This window comes from Streptomyces capitiformicae, assembly GCF_002214185.1.
Lineage (GTDB): Bacteria > Actinomycetota > Actinomycetes > Streptomycetales > Streptomycetaceae > Streptomyces > Streptomyces capitiformicae.
Genome location: NZ_CP022161.1, coordinates 1,967,043 through 1,983,158, shown reverse-complemented (window position 1 = coordinate 1,983,158; position 16,116 = coordinate 1,967,043). Strand labels below are relative to the sequence as shown.

Annotated in this window: 11 protein-coding genes; 7 read left to right on the top strand and 4 right to left on the bottom strand. The window is 69.6% G+C overall.

What is annotated here, in order from left to right:
• The first annotated feature begins 75 nt into the window (after window positions 1-75).
• On the top strand, window positions 76-1,569 hold the full coding sequence (locus tag CES90_RS08740; RefSeq protein WP_189780670.1) for a M1 family metallopeptidase: 1,494 nt from the start codon (window positions 76-78) through the stop codon (window positions 1,567-1,569).
• Between the two features lie 298 nt (window positions 1,570-1,867).
• On the top strand, window positions 1,868-3,364 hold the full coding sequence (gene hflX / locus CES90_RS08735; RefSeq protein ID WP_189780669.1) for a GTPase HflX: 1,497 nt from the start codon (window positions 1,868-1,870) through the stop codon (window positions 3,362-3,364).
• A gap of 150 nt (window positions 3,365-3,514) precedes the next feature.
• Here hflX and CES90_RS51220 read toward each other — a convergent pair whose 3' ends face one another.
• From CES90_RS51220 to CES90_RS08725, 3 genes are all read right to left on the bottom strand, one after another.
• Complete coding sequence (locus CES90_RS51220; RefSeq protein WP_268257003.1) at window positions 3,515-3,643, bottom strand: hypothetical protein; 129 nt, start codon at window positions 3,641-3,643, stop codon at window positions 3,515-3,517.
• A gap of 95 nt (window positions 3,644-3,738) precedes the next feature.
• The gene (locus CES90_RS08730; protein ID WP_189780668.1) at window positions 3,739-4,920 is read right to left on the bottom strand and encodes a trypsin-like serine peptidase; all 1,182 of its coding nucleotides are present in this window, start codon (window positions 4,918-4,920) and stop codon (window positions 3,739-3,741) included.
• Window positions 4,921-5,223: 303 nt separating this feature from the next.
• A complete protein-coding gene (locus CES90_RS08725; RefSeq protein ID WP_189780667.1) occupies window positions 5,224-6,447 on the bottom strand; it encodes a trypsin-like serine peptidase in 1,224 nt (407 codons plus the stop codon).
• Window positions 6,448-6,910: 463 nt separating this feature from the next.
• Between CES90_RS08725 and CES90_RS08720 the strand changes: the two genes are divergently transcribed.
• From CES90_RS08720 to CES90_RS08705, 4 genes are all read left to right on the top strand, one after another.
• Window positions 6,911-8,413, top strand: coding sequence for a diaminobutyrate--2-oxoglutarate transaminase family protein (locus tag CES90_RS08720; protein ID WP_189780666.1), 1,503 nt, complete (start codon window positions 6,911-6,913; stop codon window positions 8,411-8,413).
• Between the two features lie 336 nt (window positions 8,414-8,749).
• Window positions 8,750-10,804: an IucA/IucC family protein gene (locus CES90_RS08715; RefSeq protein ID WP_189780724.1), complete on the top strand. Its 2,055-nt coding sequence runs from the start codon at window positions 8,750-8,752 to the stop codon at window positions 10,802-10,804.
• Between the two features lie 156 nt (window positions 10,805-10,960).
• Entirely contained in the window at window positions 10,961-11,698 is a 738-nt protein-coding gene (locus tag CES90_RS08710; protein WP_189780665.1) for a GNAT family N-acetyltransferase, read from the top strand.
• Between the two features lie 320 nt (window positions 11,699-12,018).
• The gene (locus CES90_RS08705; protein WP_189780664.1) at window positions 12,019-14,007 is read left to right on the top strand and encodes an ATP-dependent DNA helicase; all 1,989 of its coding nucleotides are present in this window, start codon (window positions 12,019-12,021) and stop codon (window positions 14,005-14,007) included.
• 192 nt (window positions 14,008-14,199) lie between these two features.
• Here the strand turns inward: CES90_RS08705 and lexA are convergent, their stop codons facing one another.
• On the bottom strand, window positions 14,200-14,976 hold the full coding sequence (gene lexA / locus CES90_RS08700) for a transcriptional repressor LexA (RefSeq protein ID WP_033525142.1): 777 nt from the start codon (window positions 14,974-14,976) through the stop codon (window positions 14,200-14,202).
• Between the two features lie 540 nt (window positions 14,977-15,516).
• On the opposite strand from lexA, the gene nrdR reads away from it, so the two are divergent.
• Complete coding sequence (gene nrdR / locus CES90_RS08695) at window positions 15,517-16,077, top strand: transcriptional regulator NrdR (protein ID WP_189780663.1); 561 nt, start codon at window positions 15,517-15,519, stop codon at window positions 16,075-16,077.
• Window positions 16,078-16,116 lie beyond the last annotated feature (39 nt).

Here is a 16,116-nt window from a genome sequence, read left to right as displayed (position 1 = left end):
CCGACGGGCCCTCGTTCGAGTGGGCCCGCTGCGAGTCGTCACCGCGGCGGGGGAGCGCGCTGGTAGCCGTGGTCCATGCCGCTCACCCTCCGCCCCTGGCTTCGCCCCAGGGCCCGCCGTACCAAGGCGGCGCTGCTCGCCTCCGCCGTCTCCGTCTGCCTGATCGCCGCGAGCGCGCCCTCGCCCGCCGTCCCCCTCGGCATCGGCGACCGGCTCTTCCCGTACCTCGGCAATCCGGGTTACGACGTGGAGGCGTACGACCTCGCCTTCACCTATCCCGGCAGTAACCGTGAGCCGCTCACAGCCGTCACCACGATCGACGCCCGGACGACCTCCCCGCTGGAACTGGTCAATCTTGACTTCTCGCACGGGAAGGTGCGCTCCGTCGAGGTCGACGGGGCACCCGCCTCCTTCACGAGCGCGGGAGAGGACCTGGTGATCACGCCCCCGGAGTCGCTCCCCCAGGGCAGCCGGGTACGCATCACCGTGCGGCACACCAGCAACCCCGTGTACACCGGCGACGAGCAGGGCGGCTGGGTACGGACCGCGGACGGGCTCGCCATGGCCAACCAGGCCGATGCCGCGCATGTGGTCTTCCCCTGTAACGACCACCCCTCCGACAAGGCGATGTTCACCGTCCGTGTCACCGTTCCCGACGGCTACACGGCCGTCTCCAACGGCCTCGCGGCCGGGACGGGCCGTGCCCCCGGGACCACCACCTGGACGTACCGCACCCAGCACCCCATGGCCACCGAACTGGCCCAGATCTCCATCGGCCGCTCCGCGGTCCTCCACCGGACAGGGCCCGACAACCTGCCCGTCCGTGACGTGGTCCCCGCGAAGGACCGCAAGAAGCTCGAACCGTGGCTGAAGAAGACACCGGCCCAGATCGAGTGGATGGAGAAGAAGGTCGGACGGTACCCCTTCGAGACGTACGGAGTGCTGATCGCGGAGGCGCAGACCGGGTTCGAGCTGGAGACGCAGACCCTCTCTCTCTTCGAGAGAGACATCTTCACGCGCCCCGAGTACCCCAAGTGGTACGTCGAGTCGCTCATGGTGCACGAGCTCGCCCACCAGTGGTTCGGCAACAGTGTCAGCCCGCGCACCTGGTCCGACCTGTGGCTGAACGAGGGGCACGCCACCTGGTACGAGGCCCTGTACGCCGAGGAGAAGGCCGCCCGGCCCATGGAGGAGCGCATGAAGGAGGCCTACGGTGCGTCCGACCGCTGGCGCGCCGCCGGGGGGCCGCCGGGGGCGCCGAAGGCACCCGAGACCGGCCAGAAGATCGGCATCTTCCGGGCCAATGTCTACGACGGTGCCGCGCTCGTCCTCTATGCCCTGCGCGAGGAGATCGGCCGCCCCGCCTTCGAGCGGCTGCAGCGGACCTGGGTCGGCATCCACCGGGACGGTGTCGCTTCGACCGCCGACTTCCAGGAGCTCGCCTCCCGCGTCACCGGACGTGACCTCGACGGCTTCTTCCACGCCTGGCTCTACCAGGAGAAGACGCCCCCGATGCCGGGGCACCCGGAGTGGAAGTCGAGTACGGCGCGGGCTTCCGCCAAGCGGTAGGCGGTGGACATTCGCAGTCCGGGTGAGGTGGGGAACGGACACCACTCGGGTGTGGACGGATCGGCACCCGGGTACGGACGGGAATAACCTGGGTGACGAGACGGGGCGTGCCGTGCGACCATCTTCGAGTCGGCGGCGCGGCCCACCTCCGATCCGATGAACGGGCCCGATCCCCTAGGGGCGGGTTCAGGGTCGGCCGGAGGCGGTTCGGGGAATCTCCCGGGCGCCCCGGGCGTTGTCGCCAGTGACGGGTCGTGATCCGTCACCACATCGGTATCCCCATCGACGTAAGGACCCAATGACCTCCTCTTCTTCCCCTTCCCAGGCCGCACAGCGCGCCTTCGCGCAGAACAATCCCGAAGGTCTTCGGGCCGATGCCCTGATGGAAGAGGACGTCGCCTGGAGCTTCGAGATCGACGGAGAGCGGGACGGCGACCAGTTCGACCGCTCCGAGCGCGCGGCCCTGCGCCGTGTCGCGGGCCTCTCCACCGAGCTCGAGGACGTCACCGAGGTCGAGTACCGCCAGCTCCGCCTGGAGCGGGTTGTACTCGTCGGTGTCTGGACCTCGGGAACCGTGCAGGACGCGGAGAACTCGCTGGCCGAGCTGGCCGCCCTCGCGGAGACCGCGGGCGCCCTCGTGCTCGACGGCGTGATCCAGCGCCGCGACAAGCCGGACGCGGCCACCTACATCGGCTCCGGCAAGGCCAACGAGTTGCGGGACATCGTCCTCGAATCGGGCGCCGACACCGTCATCTGCGACGGTGAGCTCAGCCCCGGTCAGCTCATCCACCTCGAAGACGTCGTCAAGGTCAAGGTCATCGACCGTACGGCCCTGATCCTCGACATCTTCGCCCAGCACGCCAAGTCCCGAGAGGGCAAGGCGCAGGTCGCGCTCGCGCAGATGCAGTACATGCTGCCGCGACTGCGAGGCTGGGGTCAGTCGCTGTCCCGGCAGATGGGCGGCGGCAAGGGCGGCGGCCTGGCCACCCGTGGTCCCGGTGAGACCAAGATCGAGACCGACCGGCGTCGGATCCGCGAGAAGATGGCGAAGATGCGCCGGGAGATCGCGGAGATGAAGACCGGCCGCGAGATCAAGCGCCAGGAGCGCCGACGCAACAAGGTGCCTTCTGTCGCCATCGCGGGCTACACCAACGCGGGCAAGTCCTCCCTGCTCAACCGTCTCACCGGCGCGGGCGTGCTGGTCGAGAACGCCCTGTTCGCGACCCTCGACCCGACTGTGCGCCGGGCCGAGACCCCGAGCGGGCGGTTGTACACGCTGGCGGACACCGTCGGCTTTGTACGCCACCTGCCGCACCACCTCGTCGAGGCGTTCCGCTCCACGATGGAGGAGGTCGGCGACTCCGACCTGATCGTGCACGTGGTCGACGGTTCGCACCCGTCGCCGGAGGAGCAGCTGGCCGCCGTACGCGAGGTCATCCGTGACGTGGGCGCGACCGACGTGCCCGAGATCGTGGTGATCAACAAGGCGGACGCGGCCGACCCACTGGTGCTCCAGCGGCTGCTGCGGATCGAGAAGCGTTCCATCGCTGTCTCGGCCCGCACCGGCCAGGGTGTCGACGAACTGCTCGCGCTGATCGACAACGAGCTGCCGCGTCCCTCGGTCGAGATCGTGGCGCTCGTGCCCTACACGCACGGCAAGCTCGTCGCCCGCGCCCACACCGAGGGTGAGGTGATCTCCGAGGAGCACACCCCGGAGGGCACCCTGCTCAAGGCGCGGGTGCACGAGGAGCTGGCTGCGGATCTGGCGCCGTATGTTCCGGTGTCGACGGCCTGAGGGCCTGAGGGCCTGACGGCCTGATTCGCCGTACGCGGTAGGCACATGTACGTCCTGAAGGCCCGCTCCTCCGCCGAGGGGCGGGCCTTCGGCCTGTGCGGGGGCACCGGCCGCTTGGTACCCCCGCACACCCCCCGTCCGTCCCCCGCGCTACGCGGTCTTCTCCTTGACCTCGTAACCGGGGGAGGTCTCGATTTCGCAGAAGCGGACGAACTCCTTGCGCCGGGTCTGCTCGTGGTCCCGGCGGGCGCCCCGCTCGTGATGGCCGCCGCCTCTCACTGACCGGGGTGGTGTTGCGGTCCCGGCGGCCTCACGCCACGAACAGCTGACCCCGCAATCACGCCCCGCCGCCCCAGCCCTGGCCCGACCAACACTCACTGACCCCCGTACGACGTACTCATGTCGTCGTACAACGCCTTGGCCCCCTCACCCAACTTCGGTCCCGCGAGCCAGGTGTCGTCGGCCGGGCCGATCGACGTGTTGGAGATGAGCCGGGGCTCGCCGTCGTCGGCCATGCGGAACCAGCCGCCGCCGGACGAACCGCCGGTCATGGTGCAGCCGATGCGGTACATCGTGGGCAGGGACGGGTCGAGGGAGAGCCGCCCCGGCCGGTCGATGCAGCGGAACATGGTCAGACCGTTGTACGGCGGTGCCGCCGGGTAACCCCATGCGCCCATCGCGTCGACCTCGGTCGCGGACGGACCGGAGAAGTCCACGTCCAGGGCCCCACCGACACGCTCCTCCAACGACTCGTCGCCCGACTCCGGCTTCACATGCAGGACCGCGTAGTCGTACGCCGCACCGGCGCCGCCCTCGCCGGAGCCGCCCGCGATCCACTCGTCCGAGGCCGCGGCCCAGTCCGCCCACCACTGCCCGAACGGGGCGATGTCCTCGGCGGCGGTGCCCGCGGCCAGCTCCTCCTCGGACCTGCCCAGGTCGTTGTAGGCGGGCACGAAGACGATGTTGCGGTACCAGCCGCCGTTGGCGCCGGCGTGCACACAGTGGCCCGCGGTCCACACGAGGTTGGACCTCCCCGGACGGTTCACATCGGAGACGACCGTGCCCGAACAGACCATCGAGCCCTCGGGAGAGTCGAAGAAGATCTTGCCGACCGGGCCGGCGTTCTCGTGGTACGGCGTCCTCTCGGGCGTGGCCTGGACCGGCGCCGGAACGGGGTCACTGACGCCCTGATCGACGGAGGCGTCCTGGGGTGAGAGGGTCCTCGCCGGCTCCTCGGCGTCGCGCATCCGCTCCGCGTCCCACAGATCCTCGATCACCGGGTTGACGAAGTCCTTGGCCTCACTGAGCCACTTGTCCTTGTCCCAGTCCTTCCAGCCGCCGTCCTGCCAGTCGTCGACGTCGATGCCGTACTCCTGGAGCTTGTCGGCGATGACGTCGGGAATGCCATCCCCGTCCTTGTCGGCGGTGCGGGAGGCGGCGGAATCGGGCTTGTCGCTCGCGCTCGTGTCGCCCGAGTCGCAGGCGGTCGCGGTCAGCGCGAGGGCCGCGACGAATCCGGTGGCAGCGAGCAGGCGCTGCCGATGTGAGAAACGCATGGTTCTCGACCCCCGTCGGAACAATCCGTGTGTCACGCCCACTATGCGGGGGCGCTGGGGGCCTGACGGAGGGCGTGCGCCGAACATTTCCGCGCGCCGTCCCAGACAGGGCTGCCTGCCGGTCATCACGGCCGACTGAGGCCGTACCCGGACGGGCCGCCGAAGTGCGCGCACGGGCCGTCGAAGTGCGCGCACGGGCCGTCGAAGTACGCGTACGGGCCGTCGAACCGGTCCGGTCACCCGGAACGATTCGACGGCCCGAACCATCGCTCTTCGCCGACGCCTAGCAACAACTGCCTGTCGTCACTGCGCGAACTTCTCGCTCACCGCTTCGTACACGCCCTGTGCCTCCTTGCCCAGCCGCGGACCGGCCAGCCAGCCCGCGCTCACCGGGCCGATGGACGTGTTGGACACGAGCGAGGGCTCACCGTTCGAACCGGTCGCCACCCAGCCGCCGCCGGACGAACCACCGGTCATGGTGCAGCCGATGCGATACATCGTCGGGTCGGACTCGACCATCGACAGCCGCCCGGGCTTGTCCGTGCACTGGTACATCGTCTCGCCGTCGTACGGGGCCCCGGCCGGGTATCCGGTGGCGGTGATGCTCTCCACCTGCGGCACGGCGGGCGCGTTGAAGTCAACCGGAAGCGCCGAACCGACCATCTCCTCCAGTGACTTGCCGCCGTTGCCCTCCTCCGGCGTCACATGGATGACCGCGAAATCGTACGGCGCTCCGTCGCCACCCGTCTGGCCGCCCTGCTCGATCCACTGGTCCGAGGTCTGCGCCCAGTCACCCCACCAGACGCCGTACGGGGCGACCTCCTCCTTCGTGGCCGTCTGCAGCTCCGACGCCGACAGACCGCTGTCGTTGTACGAGGGAACGAAGGCGATGTTGCGGTACCAGCCGCCAGACTTGCCGGCGTGCACACAGTGACCGGCGGTCCACACGAGGTTGGACTTGCCCGGGTTGGCCGGGTCCTGGACCACCGTCGCCGAGCAGACCATCGTGCCCTCGGGCGCGTCGAAGAAGACCTTGCCCGCCTCGGGCGCGTTGTCGTGGTACTTCGTCGACACGGCCTCGGCGTCGATGGACTCCGGCGTCGGGTCGGTGACGCCCTGGTCACCGGCCAGGTCGTTCTCGTCGACCTCCTTCTCCGGCTCCTCGGCGTCCCGCATCCGGTCCGGGTCCCACAGGTCCTTGATGATCGGGTTGACGTAGTCCTCGGCCTCGCGCAGCCAGTCGTCCTTGTCCCAGTTCTTCCAGGCCCCGCCCCGCCACTTGTCGAGGTCGATCCCGTGTTCCTTGAGCTTGTCCTTGATGTCGTCCGGGATCTGGATCTTGCCGTCGCCACCGTTGTCCTGGGCGGACGCCGACGCCTCGGCATTGGCCGTGGCATCACCCGAGTCGCAGGCGGTAGCGGTCAACGACAGGGCGGTGGCGAGGCCGACCGCGGCCAGCACGGGGGAGGTTCTGCGGCGCGCGCTCCCTCCACGACGAGCGGCAAAGAGCGGGCGTATGGATCGCATGGTCTGAACTCCCCCTGGGGCGTAAGAGAACTCTGTGCTGCCGAAGCGGATCGCGTACGGCTCCTCCGCACACCCGCCGCCTCCTTGTACGTCTCCGAGACGGCACGCGCGCGATTGCGTACGTCTGCTTCTTCGTACGTAGTGGTCGTACGCGCGGCTTGGTACGGATCTGTGGTGCCGAGTCCTTCGGAACGGCACCACACACTATGCGGTCGTTGTGGGGGACATCCGAGGGAACGGCAACGGTTTCGCTACGGGCTGTTTCGATCCGACAATTCTCCATCAGGCGCAGTCAATTCATGTGGCCAGGACGGCGGAATGCCGACCGCGGCCAGGACGTACGCAAGGATCTTCGCCTCACCCGCTTCCCCGTGCGGGTCGCGTCGTTGGTACGTGCGGGGGACCCGCTGTCGCTCGGTGACCCCTGCCAACTCGCCTCTGAACAGCGGGAGGAAGTGCAGTAGTGGCGGTGACCGAGTCTGCGGTGGCGCCGGCGGGGCGAGAGCCCGAGCGGGCGTGTTCGGGGTACGAGGATGAACGGGCGAACACACGGCGGGAGCGCGACGGAGCGCGCTCGGCGCACGAGGGGATCCTGCGGAGGCAGTCCGCGCGCGAGTCGGCGGCGCGCACCTACGCACGTGCCCTGCCCATCGTTCCGGTACGGGCCCGCGGTCTGACGATCGAGGGCGCGGACGGCCGCCGTTACCTCGACTGTCTGTCCGGTGCGGGCACCCTCGCCCTCGGCCACAACCACCCGGTCGTACTCGAGGCGATCCGCAAGGTGCTCGATTCGGGCGCCCCGCTGAACGTTCTCGATCTGGCCACTCCCGTCAAGGACGCCTTCACCACCGAACTGTTCCGCACCCTCCCGCCCGGACTCGCCGACCGCGCCCGTGTGCAGTTCTGCGGGCCCGCCGGAACGGACGCCGTCGAGGCCGCGTTCAAACTGGTGCGGGCGGCGACCGGCCGCACCGGGATGCTCGCCTTCACCGGCGCCTACCACGGAATGACCGCTGGGGCGCTTGAGGCATCCGGGGGCGCGTGCGACGTACGGGTGGCGCGTTTGCCGTATCCCCAGGACTACCGCTGCCCCTTCGGCGTCGGCGGCGAGCGTGGCGCCGAACTCGCCGCACGCTGGACCGAGTCCGTCCTCGACGACGCCAAATCCGGCGTCCCTCTGCCCGCAGGGATGATCCTCGAACCCGTCCAGGGCGAGGGCGGTGTCATCCCCGCGCCGGACGGCTGGCTGCGCCGCATGCGCGAGATCACCGCCGAGCGCTCGATCCCGCTCATCGCCGACGAGGTCCAGACGGGCGTAGGCCGCACAGGCCGCTTCTGGGCGGTCGAACACAGCGGAGTCGTGCCCGACGTCATGGTCCTGTCCAAGGCCATCGGCGGCAGCCTTCCCCTCGCGGTGGTGGTCTACCGCGACGACCTCGACGTCTGGCAGCCCGGCGCGCACGCGGGCACCTTCCGCGGCAACCAACTCGCCATGGCCGCCGGCACCGCCACCCTCGCCCACGTCCGCGAGAACGGCCTCGCCGAACGGGCCGAAGCCCTGGGCGCCCGTATGCTCACCCAACTCCGCGAAGTCATGGGTGAGTTCGCATGTATCGGCGACGTACGGGGACGGGGGCTGATGATCGGCATCGAAATGGTCGCCCCAGACGCCGCGGACACAGCTCCGCCTTCGGGCACGACCCGCCCATACCCGCCCGCCCCCTTTCTCGCCACCGCGGTTCAACGAGAGTGCCTCCGCCGCGGCCTGATCGTCGAACTGGGCGGACGCCACGCCGGTGTCGTACGCCTCCTCCCACCCCTCACGATCACCGACGAGCAGGCGAACGCCGTACTCGATCGTCTGACGGATGCCGTCGCCTCGGTGGCCGCGGCCGCTGCGGGGCGAGGGCCGGGAACCCCGTTGACAGAGCGATCCGGGGGTCCTGGGCGCGCGCCGGCCGGTTGAGCGACCAGATGGCCTGAGAAGCCGGTCGGAAGGGTCAGGGCCCTGCTGCTGAATCGGCCACCGAACCAGCCGACCAGCCTCGGTGCCACCCCACACCGCCACGGCTACGGACTCGCTCTGAGCCAGTCCGTACTCCGCACCACCGCATGACCGCGCGACCGTCCGCCCGCACCAGCACCAGGAACCACCTTGCACGTGACCCCCGCATCCGAAGTCCGCACCCACGCTTACGGGAGAGAAGCCGCCACCCCGCAGGCGCCGCTCCCACCGCCCGCCGAATCCTCGCCCGGTCAAGTCGCACCAGATCTCCAACAGGCCCAGCCCGGCTCGCAGCCGATCGAACCGGCTTCTCGGCCGCCAGCGCAGGCCTTCAGGCAAACCGAGCAGGCTCCTGAACCAGCCGAGCCGCTTCATGGGCATGTCCAGCCACTCCCTCGCCAGAAGGGCGGACCCCGGAACACCGAACACCGACTCGAACCCGTCGCCGACCCCCTGGACCACCCCGACCCGCACACCGCGGCCCAGACGGCAGCCGTGGAGAACCTGCTGCGCTGCTGGGTACGCGAGCACGACCTCACCTCCTCCATCGACGGCACCCTCCGCATCCCGCTTCCCACCACGGGCACGACCCTCCTAGTCCCGATCCATTACTGGTCCCCAACCGGCTGGCACCGCTTCGGTCCTCCACACCTCGCAGGCGCCCCTGCGTGCGCGCCTCCCGTCGACGCCGTGACGGTGGCGGCCCTACTGGCCAGGGAGGCGGCTGCGCGGGGCACGCACGAGCCGGGCTCTCATGCGCTCCGGCCCACCGCAGCGCACCGCTCCGCCTCCGTCACCACCGACCAGCTCGACCTGGTCGGCAGGGTTGCCGACTCCGCCCGACGCGTCGCCGTGTTCATCGCCGAGCGCCGGGCACGGGCGGTCGACAGCACGGACCTGTTCCTCGCCGCCGAGCAAGCTCTTGTCCTCGGCCATCCGTTGCATCCCACCCCGAAGAGCAGGGAGGGACTCTCCGACGCCGAAGCGCGGCTCTACTCACCCGAGTTGCGTGGCTCCTTTCCGCTGCACTGGCTGGCGGTCGCGCCGTCCGTCCTGTCCACCGACTCGGCCTGGACGGAGCGCGGCCGCGTCGTCCCCGCCGAGCAACTGACCGCACGGCTCGCGGGAACCGGACTGCCGCTGCCCGACGGCTACGCCGCACTGCCCCTCCACCCCTGGCAATTGCGCGAGGTCCGGCACCGTTCGGCCGTAGCGGCCCTGCTGGACGCCGGGCTGCTACGGGACCTCGGCCCGCACGGCTCGCCATGGCACCCCACCTCCTCCGTCCGCACCGTCCACCGCACCGGCGCCCCAGCGATGCTGAAGCTCTCGCTGGGCCTACGCATCACCAACTCCCGTCGTGAAAACCTCCGCAAGGAACTGCATCGCGGTGTCGAGGTCCACCGCCTCCTGCGCACCGGCCTGGCCAGACAGTGGCAGGCGGCCCACCCCGGATTCGACATCGTCCGCGACCCGGCCTGGCTGGCGGTCACCGCGCCGGACGGTGACCCTGTGCCCGGCCTGGACGTGGCGATCCGTCACAACCCCTTCGGCCCGGGGGACGACGCGTCCTGTCTCGCAGGACTCGTGTCACCGAGGCCGTATGCCCACGGTCAGCTGCAGGCGAGAACCAGCAGTGAGCCGCAGGAGTCCCACGACGGTCGGCAGCCACAGCACCCCAGCGGTCCGAGCCGACAGCGCTCCGTCAGCCCTCCGCACGAGCGCCCCATCACGGGATCCCGACTCGCCGATGTCGTCACCCGTCTCGCCGCGCGCACCGGCCGTCCCCGAGGCGCTGTCGCCGCCGAGTGGTTCCTGCGCTACTTGGAGCAGGTCGTGCGGCCCGTGCTGTGGCTGGACAGCGAAGCCGGGATCGCCCTCGAAGCCCACCAGCAGAACACACTCCTTCTGCTGGACCCCGATGGCTGGCCCGTGGGCGGCCGGTACCGCGACAACCAGGGCTACTACTTCCGAGAGTCCCGTCGCGCGGACCTCGACGCCCGGCTGCCCGGCATCGGCGAGCACAGCGACACCTTCGTCTCCGACGAGGTCACCGACGAACGGTTCGCCTACTACCTCGGCATCAACAACGTGCTCGGCCTCATCGGTGCGTTCGGCTCCCAGCGCCTCGCCAACGAACAGCTGCTGCTCGCCGCCTTCCGCCGCTTCCTCACCGATGTGGCCACCGGCCCTGCCCGGCTGAGCACCACCCTGCCGGCCCACCTGCTCGACTCACCCGTCCTGCGCTGCAAGGCCAACCTGCTGACCCGCCTGCACGGCCTCGACGAACTCGTCGGCCCGGTCGACACCCAGTCCGTCTACGTCACCATCGCCAACCCCCTCCATTCCTGAACGACCACATCAGTCCGACCTGCAACCCCTGTCATCCCTGATCGACCCGCCGACCCGCCGACCCGCCGACCGTCGACCCGCCGACCAAGTCCGCACTTCGACTCCCTTCAGCCCCGAGGAACATGGCCCACCCCCACTCTTGAGAGGAGCGTCGCCGTGCCTCCCACCGACGCGAGCACCGACACCGGCACCGCCCCGGCCCCGAGCAACGAGGACACGCTCGACCTGCGCCTGCCCGATGACTTCCTCGCGCGACTGGCCGAGGACACCGATTCATATGGCGGGGGCGACGGCGGGGAACAGGAGGCGCCCTCGGCCAATGGCGAGTTGCTCGACCAACTCGCCGACTGGGGGCCGGTCGTCACCCCGGCAGGCACCCTGCACCTCGTCCCCGTTCGCGTGGAACGGGAGCTTCCGCTCATCTCCCGCTGGATGAACGACTCCACCGTTGCGTCGTACTGGAAGCTTGCCGGTGCCGAGGCTGTGACCGCGAAGCACCTCCGGACCCAGCTCGACGGCGACGGACGCAGTGTGCCCTGCCTCGGGCTGCTGGACGGCACGCCGATGAGCTATTGGGAGATCTACAGGGCAGACCTCGACCCCATCGCCCGCCACTATCCCGCCCGACCCCACGACACCGGGATCCACCTCCTTATCGGTCCCGTCGCCGACCGAGGGCGAGGTCTCGGCTCCACCCTGCTCCGTACCGTCGCCGATCTCGTCCTGGACAAACGCCCCTCGTGTGCCCGCGTCATCGCGGAACCCGACCTTCGCAACTTTCCCTCCGTCTCCGCTTTCCTGAGCGCAGGCTTCCGGTTCTCCGCCGAGGTCGACCTGCCCGACAAGCGGGCCGCCCTCATGGTCCGAGACCGGCTCCTGCGCGATCTGATGTAGTGCCGACATGGGTCCGATGTGGATCTGCTGTGACGCCGTCATTCCTGGTACACCGCCCGCGCCGATCCGGTTCCCGGTCGAGCCGAGCCAGTTTCAGAGGCGCGAGAATCAGCCCTGCTCATCGGAGGGTCGGAGAAGCCGCCCCACCTGCCGAGCCCATCCGCCACATCCACCTACTCCTCCGGCCTTCTCACCCATTCCTCGGCCACTTCCACCCCACCCCCCGTCGAAGAGAACTCGGTCTTGATCCCGTCCCTCACGCCTCCCGGCTCCGCCTTGACCACCCGTTTGTCAGTGCCGACCCGTAGGGTGGTCGCGCTATGACGAAGCCCTCACTCCACGAACTCCTGCACGCTGCCGTCACCGCTGTCGGCGGCATGGAGCGCCCCGGCCAGGTGACCATGGCCGAAGCCGTCGCGGAGGCAATCGACGACGGCTCCCATCTGCTGGTGCAGGCGGGCACCGGCACCGGTAAGTCGCTGGGCTACCTGGTTCCCGCCCTCGCGCAGGGGGAGCGTGTCGTCGTGGCCACGGCGACGCTGGCACTGCAGCGGCAGCTCGTGGAGCGGGACCTGCCGAGGACGGTCGACGCACTGCATCCACTGCTGCGCCGCCGCCCCGAGTTCGCGATGCTCAAGGGCCGGTCGAACTACCTGTGCCTGCACCGACTGAACGAGGGTGTGCCGCAGGACGAGGAGGACGGGCTCTTCGACCAGTTCGAGGCGGCCGTGCCCACCAGCAAGCTGGGCCAGGACCTGCTGCGGCTGCGTGACTGGTCGCAGGAGACCGAGACCGGCGACCGTGACGGCCTCACCCCGGGTGTGTCCGACCGCGCCTGGTCCCAGGTCTCCGTGTCGTCCAGGGAGTGCCTGGGCGCCTCCAAGTGCGCGTACGGCGCCGAGTGCTTCGCGGAGATGGCCCGGGAGCGGGCCAAGCTCGCCGAGGTCGTCGTCACCAACCACGCGCTCCTCGCCATTGACGCCATCGAGGGCGCCCCCGTGCTCCCGCAGCACGAAGTGCTGATCGTCGACGAGGCCCACGAACTGGTCTCACGGGTCACCGGCGTGGCCACCGGCGAGCTCACCCCGGGCCAGGTCAACCGCGCCGTGAAGCGCGCGGCGAGGCTCGTGAACGAGAAGGCGGCCGACCAGCTCCAGACCGCAGCCGAGGGCTTCGAGCGGCTCATGGAACTGGCTCTCCCGGGCCGCCTGGAAGAGATCCCGGAAGACCTGGCCTACACGCTCATGGCGCTGCGCGACGCCGCCCGTACGGTGATCACGGCGCTCGGCAGCACCCGCGACAAGTCCGTCCAGGACGAGGACGCGGTCCGCAAACAGGCGCTGGCCGCCGTGGAGAACGTGCACGACGTGGCGGAGCGGATCAGCAACGGCTCCGAGTGGGACGTCGTCTGGTACGAGCGCCACGACCGCTTCGGCGCCTCCTTGCGCGTCGCCCCCATGTCCGTCTCGGGCCTCCTGAGGGAGAAGCTCTTCGCGGACCGATCCGTCACCCTGACTTCGGCCACGCTCAAGCTGGGCGGCGACTTCAACGGCGTAGGAGCCTCACTCGGCCTGGCACCGGAGGGCACTCAGGGAGAGGACCTCCCGCAGTGGAAAGGTGTCGACGTCGGCTCGCCCTTCAACTACCCGAAGCAGGGCATCCTCTACGTCGCCAAACACCTGTCGCGCCCCGCGCGGGACGGCGACCGGGCGGACATGCTGGACGAACTCACAGAGCTGATCCAGGCGGCGGGCGGCCGTACGCTCGGCCTGTTCTCGTCAATGCGGGCGGCCCAGCTGGCGGCCGAGGAACTGCGAGTCCGCATCCCAGAATTCCCGATCCTGCTCCAGGGCGAGGAGACACTCGGCGAGCTGATCAAGGGTTTCGCGGCAGACCCGAAGACCTGTCTGTTCGGCACGCTCTCGCTCTGGCAGGGCGTCGACGTGCCCGGCCCCAGCTGCCAGCTGGTCGTCATGGACAAGATCCCGTTCCCGCGTCCCGACGACCCGTTGATGAGTGCCCGCCAGAAGGCAGTCGAGGAGGCGGGTGGCAATGGCTTCATGGCCGTGGCGGCCACTCACGCCGCCCTGCTGATGGCCCAGGGCGCCGGCCGCCTCGTACGGGCGCAGGGGGACCGAGGTGTGGTCGCCGTACTGGACCAGCGGCTGGCGACCGCGCGGTACGGCAGCTATCTCAAGGCGTCACTGCCCGATTTCTGGTACACGACGGACCGTAACCAGGTGCGTAGGTCGCTCGCCGCGATCGACCAGGTGGCGAAGGCGACCGAGAAGGAGGCGGAGGAGGCATGAAGAGCGGCCGTTGATCTCTCCCCGCAGAGACCGGGAAGAAGCCGGACGGGTCCTGCGAGGGCCCGTAAGGGCAGGTCAAGGGCCGCTCTTCAGTGGGCTCCGGACAGCCCAGGGCCCCGGAACCGGCGCAGTGGATTCCGGGGCCCGGATCAGGGGCGGGGACGGGCACGGACGGCCGTCCGCCGCTGGGTGTCAGACGCGGCGCAGTACGGCCACCACCTTGCCGAGGATGGTCGCGTCGTCACCCGGGATGGGCTCGTAGGCGGCGTTGTGCGGCAGCAGCCACACGTGGCCGTCCTCGCGCTTGAAACGTTTGACGGTGGCCTCGCCGTCCAGCATCGCCGCGACGATGTCGCCGTTCTCGGCGACGGGCTGGCGGCGGACCGTCACCCAGTCGCCGTCGCAGATCGCGGCCTCGATCATCGAGTCACCCACGACCTTCAGGACGAACAGCTCACCGTCACCGACGAGCTGTCGCGGCAGCGGGAACACATCCTCGACCGACTCCTCGGCCAGGATCGGGCCACCGGCGGCGATCCGGCCGACGAGCGGCACGTACGACGCGGCCGGCTTGCCCGCGGTGTCCGTGGGCTGCGCTGAAGCCTGGTCGGAGCCGCGGACCTCGTACGCACGCGGGCGGTGCGGGTCGCGGCGCAGGAAGCCCTTGCGCTCCAGGGCCATCAGCTGGTGTGCCACGGAGGATGTGCTGGACAGGCCGACCGCCTGGCCGATCTCCCGCATCGACGGCGGGTATCCGCGCCGCTGCACAGAGTCCCTGATGACCTCGATGACCCGGCGTTGCCGGTCGGTCAGCCCGGAGCTGTCCGCCCTGATGCCTGGAGGTCGGCCGGGCAGGGCCCGCTTGGGCCCGTCATGGTTCGTGGCTTCGTTCATCGCATGCACCGGCTCGAGTCGGCTCTGGGAGCGGTCCTGGGCAGTGATGGTGGCACTGTCTGCGGTGGTGGTCACGTCGGCCCCTCTCGATGGTCTCCCGTGCAGCACAACGGTAGTTGCTTTCGAAAGGTTGCGCCAAACACACGTTCGAGTGAAAAAGCCTGGATTGCCTGACGTGATCGAGTGTCTGGGTGTATAGGTCGCGTCGGGCCCGGCGGACAAAAACGATCATTGTTGTACTCTTCGCCGCCGGGACGTCGGCCTTGTGGGCCGCTGTCGTGGTGCGAGTCAGTCTGCCACCCGGCGGTTCGTCAACCGGGCACCGGCCCCGTTTTTCCGTGGCGCCCACGGTATCCCCGTCCGTCCGGCGGCGGTACGACCGTGCGGCATGTGCCTGCGTGTGGGCGGCGGGTACCCCTACGTGTGCGACACGCGCATCGTGGGCGGATTTATGAGCCAAGCCCCACATCTAGTGGTTGGATTGCAGTAGTAGCCCAGAAGTTGTGGTCCCCCGGTCCTTCGGGCTCGTGGGTATCGCCTATGCTTGGGGCTGCTTCGCGGGGCCCAAGAGGCCTTGTGGGGCTATTGAGTCGTGCTGTGAGGAGGGTTGGAGTTATGCACTGTCCCTTCTGTAGGCACCCCGACAGCCGCGTCGTCGACAGTCGTACGACGGACGACGGCACGTCGATCCGCAGGCGCCGCCAGTGTCCTGACTGTTCCCGCCGTTTCACGACGGTGGAGACGTGCTCGCTGATGGTGGTCAAGAGGTCCGGCGTGACCGAACCCTTCAGCCGCACCAAGGTCATCAACGGCGTCCGCAAGGCATGTCAGGGACGGCCTGTCACCGAGGACGCGCTCGCTCAACTCGGCCAACGGGTCGAGGAGGCGGTGCGCGCGACCGGAAGCGCCGAACTGACCACCCACGACGTGGGGCTGGCCATACTCGGCCCGCTGCAGGAACTCGACCTCGTCGCCTACTTGCGCTTCGCCTCGGTCTACCGGGCGTTCGACTCGCTGGATGACTTCGAGGCCGCCATCGCGGAACTCAGGGAGCAGGGGGAGCGCCCCGACGCGGACGACGAGGACGTCGACGACGTGGTCGAGGAGCGCCGGGAAAACGACCGCGGGTCCGCAGGGGCTGCCCAAGTCCCCGTGCCCGCCCACGCCGCCGACTGACCGGCGGGCCGTCCCGCCGGACCAGTAGGGCCGGACGAT